Origin of the sequence: Microbacterium sp. Kw_RZR3, from assembly GCF_029222405.1 — a bacterium.
In the GTDB taxonomy this organism is placed as follows: Bacteria; Actinomycetota; Actinomycetes; order Actinomycetales; family Microbacteriaceae; genus Microbacterium.
On sequence record NZ_JARHXC010000253.1, the window covers coordinates 1 to 8,010 of the forward strand.

General features: G+C 69.9%; 8 protein-coding genes. 6 read left to right on the plus strand and 2 right to left on the minus strand.

Going from position 1 to position 8,010, the window contains the following annotated elements:
• Both P2P98_RS14265 and P2P98_RS14270 read right to left on the minus strand, forming a co-directional pair.
• A partial coding sequence (locus P2P98_RS14265; RefSeq protein ID WP_275800772.1) for a Gfo/Idh/MocA family oxidoreductase occupies nt 1–1,145 on the minus strand: 1,145 nt, incomplete at its 3' end.
• Complete coding sequence (locus tag P2P98_RS14270; RefSeq protein WP_275800773.1) at nt 1,142–1,981, minus strand: aldolase; 840 nt, start codon at nt 1,979–1,981, stop codon at nt 1,142–1,144. The genes P2P98_RS14270 and P2P98_RS14265, both read right to left, overlap by 4 nt.
• Nucleotides 1,982–2,108: 127 nt before the next feature.
• On the opposite strand from P2P98_RS14270, the gene P2P98_RS14275 reads away from it, so the two are divergent.
• The 6 genes from P2P98_RS14275 to P2P98_RS14300 all read left to right on the plus strand — a co-directional run.
• A complete protein-coding gene (locus P2P98_RS14275) occupies nt 2,109–3,101 on the plus strand; it encodes an aldose 1-epimerase family protein (RefSeq protein ID WP_275800774.1) in 993 nt (330 codons plus the stop codon).
• A 148-nt stretch (nt 3,102–3,249) separates the two neighbouring features.
• Nucleotides 3,250–4,287 (plus strand): hypothetical protein, encoded by a 1,038-nt coding sequence (locus tag P2P98_RS14280; protein WP_275800775.1) that lies wholly within the window; start codon nt 3,250–3,252, stop codon nt 4,285–4,287.
• Nucleotides 4,284–5,675, plus strand: a complete 1,392-nt coding sequence (locus P2P98_RS14285; RefSeq protein ID WP_275800776.1) for an FGGY family carbohydrate kinase — start codon at nt 4,284–4,286, stop codon at nt 5,673–5,675. Before P2P98_RS14280 ends, P2P98_RS14285 begins: the two co-directional genes overlap by 4 nt.
• Nucleotides 5,676–5,677: 2 nt before the next feature.
• Complete coding sequence (locus tag P2P98_RS14290; RefSeq protein ID WP_275800777.1) at nt 5,678–6,457, plus strand: ATP-binding cassette domain-containing protein; 780 nt, start codon at nt 5,678–5,680, stop codon at nt 6,455–6,457.
• Complete coding sequence (locus P2P98_RS14295) at nt 6,454–7,536, plus strand: ABC transporter permease (RefSeq protein WP_275800778.1); 1,083 nt, start codon at nt 6,454–6,456, stop codon at nt 7,534–7,536. The genes P2P98_RS14290 and P2P98_RS14295 overlap by 4 nt, the downstream gene beginning before the upstream one ends.
• Nucleotides 7,537–7,579: 43 nt before the next feature.
• Nucleotides 7,580–8,010 (plus strand): substrate-binding domain-containing protein (locus tag P2P98_RS14300; protein ID WP_275800779.1); only part of this gene is annotated, 431 nt, incomplete at its 3' end.

An 8,010-nucleotide genomic window follows, 5' to 3' on the forward strand; every position in this document is an offset into this window, starting at 1 on the left:
GGCGCGACGAACGTCCCGGTCTCGTGCGAGGCGATGGCCGCGGCGAACAAGCGGTGGGTGAGCGCCGCCTCCTCGGGGCGGACGCAGCCGAAGCCGTCGCCCAGCTCACCCACGTACTCGGCGAGGAAGGCCGCCCACATCTGCAGGATGGCATCCGAGAATCCGGACTCGAAGTTCGGACCCGTCACCGTCGGCCACACCGACTGGCTGCCCGCGTCGACCTTCTGCCAGCTCTGCTCGCGGCCGACGCCCGGCACGTCGATGAAGGCGAACACCTCGACCTGCTTGGGGTTCTTCGTGCTGAAGCGCACGCCGCCGTCCATGCCGATGGCCTCGAACTCCCACGTGTTCTTCTGCCCCGGCGCGATGCGCTTGGTCTCGGTCGTGAGGGGGAACGGGGCGCCGTCGTGCCGGGCCCACGAGTGGATCACGGCGTTGTCCCACGTGTCGCACGGCTGCGGCGTGCCGTCGGGGCCCGGGCGCTCGGTGACGATGTCCTGCAGGATGCCGACGACCTTCTCGGGCGTCCAGCCCAGGCGCAGCGGCACGTGCCAGGTGTGCATGCCGAGGTCGTTGAGCACCCCGGCCTCACCGCAGAACTGCTTCTGCCGCTTCCAGTTCAGCGGCTTGTTCACGTCGATGTCGCTGGCGTGAAGGAAGGTGCACTTCGCCTCGACGATGCGGCCGAGGGCACCCGAACGCACGTAGTCGACGGCCCACTGCGCGCCGGGGAAGAACGGCATCTCGCTCGAGACGCGGACGAACGACTCGGGCGTCTCGTCGATGGCGGCGACGACCGCGTCGGCGGCGGCGCGGTCGATGCCGAACGGCTTCTCGGCCAGCAGCGCCTTGCCGGCGCGGATCGTGTCGACGTAGAGCCGCTCGTGCAGATCGTGACGCACGGCGATGTAGACGACGTCGACGCGCGGGTCGGCGAGCAGTTCGTGGTGGTCGGTCGTGGTCAGCTGCACCGTGTCGATGCGCTCGAAGAACTCGAGAGCGGCGGGGTTGATGTCGCAGACGGCCACGAGCTCGGGCTCGGCGGGGTGGTCGATCAGCGCGGGCCAACGGCGCAGGGCTGCGGCGATCTCGCGGCCCATGAGGCCGCCGCCGATGATGCCGATTCCGACCTTCTTGCCGGTCATGCGGCACCGCCGATCAGGGTCAGGGCCTCGTCGACCGAGGCGTCGTCGTGCACGACCGCCATGAGCGCCGCGGTGATGCCGGCGGGGTCGTCGTGCTGGATGACGTTGCGGCCGTAGACGATGCCGCGGGCCCCCTGTTCGAGCACGGCCTTCGTGCGCTCGAGGAGCGTGCGGTCGTCGACGCGTCCGCCGCCGCGCACGAGCACGGGGGTGTCGCCGGCCGCCTGGATGACCTTGTGGTAGTCGGTGATGTCGTCGGTCGGGTCGGCCTTGATGAGGTCGGCGCCGAGCTCGCGGGCCTGTCGCACGAGGGTGACGATCTTGGCGGTGTCGCCGTCGACGCCGTATCCGCCGGTGCCGGGTTTGGTCTGCATGACCAGCGGTTCGATCATCAGCGGCATCCCGTACCGCTCCGCGTCGGTGCGCAAGGCCAGGATCGACCGGATGCACTGCTCGCGGATCTGCGGCTCGCCGGGCAGATCGAGCAGGTTCACGCAGACCGCTACCGCGTCCAAGCGGACGGCGACCTGGATGGCATCCGGAACGAGGACGCTGTGCAGCGGCGACTCGAGCGGGTCGCCGTAGACGTTGGCGATGTCGGTGCGCAGCACCAGGCCGGGCTTCTGCTTGCCGGGGACGGACTGCAGCAGCGGCGCCTGGCCGAGAGTGAGCTGCACGGCGTCGGGCCCGGCGTCGACGAGGGTCGCGACGGTCTTGGCCATGTCTTCGATGCCGGTCAGGAACGAGGGCTCGTGGAACGCGCCGTGGTCGACGGCGACGTCGAGAGCGCGCCCGGAGCGCGCGTTGAAGAGGCGGTTGAGGCGGGGTTTCGACATGGGGTGTGGGTCTCCGAAGCGTCGTGTCGGGGCGCGGCTCTGCGCTCGACGGTCAGTATGCGGTCTCGAGACAACGTTGTCAACGACTGCTACCGTGTGACCGCACACGGCGAGGAAGGCGGAGCTCATGGGCGAGCAGGACGACGAGATGATCTCGACGGGGCGAGAAGGCCAGCGAGGCCGCGGGACGGAGGCGGCCATCGAGGCCTCGATCCGCACCGACGGACCGGATGCCGGAACCCGGCGTCTGCGCGTCATCGCGGGCGACCTCGACATCGAGCTCCTTCCCGACCGAGGCCTCGATCTCGGGCAGGTGCGGCACCGCGGGGTGCCGTTGGCCTGGGTCTCGCCCACGGGGTGGCCCCGCCCGAGCGGCGGGGCGTTCGGGGCGACGTTCGGCGGCGGGCTCGTCACGACGTGCGGGCTGCTGTCGTTCGGGCCGTCCTCGCGCGATGACGAGGGCGAGCATCCGCAGCACGGGCGGTACACGACGCTCGCCGCGATGGTGACCCGAGCGGAGGTGCAGGTCGACGCCGTCGTCGTGGAGGCGACGATCGTCGAGGCGACCGTGCTCGGCGCGCACCTCGAGCTGCGCCGAAGCATCCGCGTGCCGCGGGGCGAGGCGCGCATCGAACTTCGCGACGAGATCGTCAATCGCGGCGCGCGCGCCGTCGAGCCCATGGTGCTGTACCACGTGAACCTCGGGCGGCCGCTGATCCAGGAGGGGACGCTGCTGCGCTCCCCGGCGGAGCGCGTCGTGCCGCGCGACGCCGACGCCGAGGCCGGCCTGGCGACCTGGGCGCGGTTCCCCGCGCCCGCCGACACGTATCCCGAGCAGGTGTTCGCGCACGAGCTTCCGGTCGGAACCCGGGTGAGTGCCGAGGTGCACGCGCCGTCGGGGCTCGGCATCCGGGTCTCGTTCGACACCGCGGCGCTGCCGGGGTTGTTCCAGTGGCGCGTCGCGCAGCGCGACGGTGTCGTGCTCGGCGTCGAGCCGGCGACGGCGGCGACCATCCTCGGGCGTCAGGATGCGCGTGAGCGTGGGCTGCTGCGCCCGCTGCCGGAGGGGCAGTCGTGGAAGCTGGGGCTGGACATCGGTGTCATGAGTACCGAATTGTGACTTGACAACGTTGTCCCGGACGCCCATGCTCAATCCCGCGAGGTCGCGAGAAGACCTCCTTCGAGCAAGACAACGATGTCTGGACAGCCATGACGCACTACGAACGAGCGACCGCCGCGGCCGCCCCTGAGCCGATCGGGGCCGCCCGATGAAGCCCGTCCTGCTGCCCCCCAACCCCGTGCAGCACTTCTACCTCGGCGGCGACCGCATCGCGGCGCTGCGCGGGATCGTGCCCGAGACCGACCGTCAGCCCGAGGAGTGGCTCGGCTCGACCGTGTCGCGCTTCGGCTGCGACGAGATCGGTCTCGCCGTGACCGACGACGGTGACTTCTTGCGCGACCTCGTGGCCGGCGATCGCGCCGCGTGGGTGGGGGCTCGTGCGGGACGGGATGCCGCGGACCTGGGCATCCTGGTCAAGCTCCTCGACGCGCGTCAGCGCCTCCCCGTGCACGTGCACCCCGACCGCGGATTCGCGAGCGCCCACCTCGACTGCCCGTACGGCAAGACCGAGGCCTGGTACGTGCTCGAGACCCAAGAGGACTGCGCCGTGCACGTCGGCTGGAACCAGGACGTCGACCGCGACGAGCTCGACCGCCGCCGCGATGCGCAGGACAGCGAGTGGATGCTGTCGCGCATGAACCGCGTGGTCGTCCGCCCCGGCATGGGCGTGCTCGTGCCCGCGGGCACCGTGCACGCGATCGACGGCGGGATCTTCGTCGCCGAGGTGCAGGAGCCGACCGACTTCTCGATCCTGCTCGAGTGGTCGATCACGACGTCGACGCGCGACGAGTCGCATCTCGATCTCGGCTTCGACGCCGTGATGCCGTCGGTGTCGACCGCGAAGATGGATGCCGAGGCCCTCGACGCCCTGATCAGCACCGTCGGTGAGACCCCGGCGGGGACGGACTTCCGCTCGCTGCTGCCCGCGGTGGCCGACCCGTACTTCCGCCTGTTCGACGCCGCGGGAGACACCGCTGCGCGCGAGGCCGGCTTCGCTGTGGTGCTGGTGCGCGAGGGCTCCGGTGCGCTGGTGTCCGACTCGGGGTCGATCGATGTCGAGCGCGGCCAGGTCTACGCCGTGCCCCACGCGTTCGGCGCCTGGCGTCTGACCGGTGCCGCCGAGATCCTCGTCGCCGCCCCCGGTGCCGGGTGGCCCGGCACGCTCCGCGGGGGTGACGTGCGATGAGCGACTACGTCGTCGGAATCGACATGGGCTCCACCAGCACCAAGCTGCTGGTGGCCACCCCCGAGGGGCATCAGGTGCTCGTCGTGAGCCGGCGCTCGCCGTGGACGAACCTCGACCACGGCCGGGCCGAGATGACCGCCGCGCAGGCGATCTCCGTCGTGCACGAGCTCGCCGCCGAGGCCGACGCCCGCCTCGACGAGGGATACCGCATCGTCGCGCTCGGCGTCTCGGGCATGGCCGAGGCCGGCGTGCTCCTGGATGCCGAGGGCACGGCGCTCGCGCCGATCATGGCCTGGTTCGACCCGCGGGGGGCCGCGCAGATCATCGCGACCCCCGACGCCTTCCGCGCGGAGTTCCCGGGCCGAACGGGTCTGCCGGTCGGGCCCCTGGCATCCATCGCCAAGCTGCTCCACCTGCGCGACAACGGAATCGCCCTCGTCGGAACGACGTTCCTCAACGTCCCCGAGTACGTCGTGCACGCGCTCGGCGGACCGCGGGTCGCGGAGTACTCGCTCGTCTCACGCACGGGGCTCATCGATCAGGACGACAGCACCCCCTGGCGGGCGGCGCTCGACGTGCTCGGCGTGGACGCGTCGATCCTCGGGAAGCTCGTCAGCGCGGGGGAGGCCGTCGGCACGCTGAGCGACCCCGGGATGCCCGCCGGGTTCCGCGGGGCCGCGCTCACCATCGCCGGCCACGACCACCTCGTCTCGGCCGTCGCGGTCGGCGCGACCCACACGGGCCAGCTCTACGACTCGATGGGCACCGCCGAGGCCCTCGTGCGCGTGCTCGACGACACCCTTCCCTTCGCCGCGCGCGAGCGGCTCGCCCACGCGGGCATCAACTGTGTGCGGCACGTCATCCCCAGCAAGTACGTGCTCCTGGCGGGCACGAAGTCGGGCCTGCTCATGCGCCGCGTGCTCCAACTGCTCGGGATCACGGATGCCGTGGGCCGGGCGCGCATCGACGACGAGACCATGGCGCTCCCCGCGCTCGGAACGGTGTCGGACGCCGGTCTCGCGGTCTCGGGTGCGCGCAACGACGACGGCGTGCTGAAAATCGTCGCGCAGAGCGACGGGCTCAGCCCCGCGGAGCTGTTCGCCGCCGCCCTGCGCCACGGCAACGACATGCTCGCCGAGTACACGGCGGTGATGGACCGCGAGGTCGAGCCGCCGACCTCGACCGTGCTGACCGGCGGGTGGTCGTCGATGGCATCCGTCGTCCGCTCCCGCTCGGCGCTCCTGCCCGAGGTCACTGTCTCGACCCACGACGAGGGCACCGCCTACGGGGCAGCGCTGTTCGCGGCGTTCGCGGTGTCCTCTTCTTCTTTCGAGGACGTCGCCGAGGCGTTCCTCTCTTCCTCTCTCCTCACTACGGAAAGGAGCTGACGATGTCGTCAGTCACAACGGCCACGCCCGTGTTGCAGGCGCGGGGTTTGTCGCGTCAGTTCGGTCATGTTCGGGCGTTGAATAATATCGATTTCGAGGTCTACCCGGGCGAGGTCACCGCCCTCATCGGTGACAACGGCGCCGGCAAGTCGACGCTCGTGAAGGCGCTGTCGGGGAACCTCGCGGTCGACGAGGGGGAGATCCTCTTCGACGGCAAGCCGATCGAGATGACCAATCCGCAGGTCGCGTCGTCGCTCGGCATCGAGACCGTGTACCAGGATCTGGCGCTGGCTCCGCATCTGGATCCGGTGCAGAACATGTACCTGGGTCGGGAGATCCGTCGACCGGGGCTGGCCGGTGCTCTCGGCTTCATGAAGACGAAGGAGATGGCGGTCGCGTCGCGGGCTGCGTTCGACGAGCTGGGGGCGACGGTGCGGTCGTTGTCGTCGCCGGTGGGGGAGATGTCCGGTGGTCAGCGGCAGGCGATCGCGATCGCCCGCGCCGTGCACTGGGCCTCTCGCGTCGTGTTCCTCGACGAGCCCACCGCAGCCCTCGGGGTGCGCCAGACCAAGAACGTCCTCGAGACCATCCGCCGCGTGCGCGACAAGGGCATCGCCGTGGTCTTCATCTCGCACTCGATGCCGCACGTCATCGACGTCTCCGACCGCATCCAGGTCCTGCGCCTGGGCACCCGCGTCGCGAACATCAACGCGAAAGACACCTCCATGGAAGAACTCGTCGGGCTCATGACCGGCGCCGTCACGAAGGACGACCAGAAGTGAGCACCACGACTCCCCCCACCGAGACCGTCGCGATCGGCACGTTCGAGGACACCAAACCCAACTTCTTCAGGGGACTGTTGAAGGCGCAGGCCTTCCAGATCCTGCTCATCCTCATCGTCATCGTGCTGATCTTCAGCGCGCTCGCTCCGGACTCGTTCGCGCAGTGGTCGAACTTCCGCTTGATCATCCAGAACGCCTCGATCCTCGCGGTGCTCGGCGTCGGCATGACGTACATCATCATCACCTCGGGCATCGACCTCTCGATCGGCTCGGTCCTGGTGTTCTCGGGCGTCGTCTCGGCCCTGACGATGAGGGCGCTCGGCGGCGAGGGCTGGGGCGTGGCCACCATCGGCATCCTCGTGTCGATCCTCAGCGGCGTGTGCTGGGGGCTGCTGAACGGCTTCCTCATCGCGAAGGCGAAGATCCCGCCGCTCATCGTCACCCTCGGCTCGCTCGGTATGGCGCTCGGTCTCGCGCAGATCCTCACCGGCGGCGTCGACATCCGCGACGTGCCCACGGTGCTGACGGTGTCGATCGGGTACGGCAACGTCTTCGGGTCACTCCCGATCATCAGCGTCATCGCGCTCGTGGTGGTCGTGATCGGCGCGATCGTGCTGCACTTCACGAGATTCGGTCTCTACACCTACGCCGTCGGCTCGAGCGAGCTGGCCGCCCGCCGCGTCGGTGTCAAGGTCGACCGCCACCTCATCTCGGTCTACACCCTGTCGGGGGCGCTCGCGGGACTCGCCGGCATCCTGGCCCTGTCGCAGTTCTCGACGACGGCGATCGCGGGGCAGTCGCAGACGAACCTCAACGTCATCGCGGCCGTCGTGATCGGCGGCACCTCGCTCTTCGGCGGCGTGGGCACGATCTTCGGCACCGTGGTCGGCCTCTTCATCCCGGCCGTCCTGCAGAACGGCTTCGTCATCACCGGCGTGCAGCCCTTCTGGCAGCAGGTCGCGGTCGGCGCGGTGCTGATCACCGCCGTGTACGTCGACCAGGTCCGCCGTACCGCCGCGACCCGCGGCAACACCCAAAGCCTCTGGCGCAAGTTCGTCAGCGGAGGACGCCGCGGCTGAGCCCGGCATCCGGAATCACATCAAGAGAGAACGGTCAATCACAATGCAGTGGAACAAGCAGGTTCTCGCGGTCGCCACCCTCGGCGCCGCAGCCACCCTCGTCCTTGCCGGGTGCTCCGGCGGCTCCTCGTCGGGATCCGCCTCGGGCGGCTCCGACGGCGGCTACAAGATCGCGTTCGTGCAGGGCGTCGCCGGGGATGAGTTCTACATCTCCATGCAGTGCGGCATCGAAGCCGAAGCCAAGGCCGAAGGCGCCACCGTCACCACCCAGGGCCCCGAGAAGTTCGACCCCACCCTGCAAAAGCCCATCGTCGACGCCGTCGTCGCCTCCAAGCCCGACGCGCTGCTGATCGCGCCCACCGACGTGTCCGCCATGCAGGCGCCCATCGCCGCGGCCGAAGCCGCCGGGATCAAGGTCGTCCTCGTCGACACGACCCTGGAAGACCCCTCCGGTGCCGTGTCGCAGATCTCCTC

Coding starts and splice junctions, on each gene's coding strand:
- P2P98_RS14270 (WP_275800773.1), bottom strand. CDS start 1,981: ATGTCGAAACCCCGCCTCAACCGCCTCTTCAACGCGCGCTCCGGGCGC.
- P2P98_RS14275 (WP_275800774.1), top strand. CDS start 2,109: ATGGGCGAGCAGGACGACGAGATGATCTCGACGGGGCGAGAAGGCCAG.
- P2P98_RS14280 (WP_275800775.1), top strand. CDS start 3,250: ATGAAGCCCGTCCTGCTGCCCCCCAACCCCGTGCAGCACTTCTACCTC.
- P2P98_RS14285 (WP_275800776.1), top strand. CDS start 4,284: ATGAGCGACTACGTCGTCGGAATCGACATGGGCTCCACCAGCACCAAG.
- P2P98_RS14290 (WP_275800777.1), top strand. CDS start 5,678: ATGTCGTCAGTCACAACGGCCACGCCCGTGTTGCAGGCGCGGGGTTTG.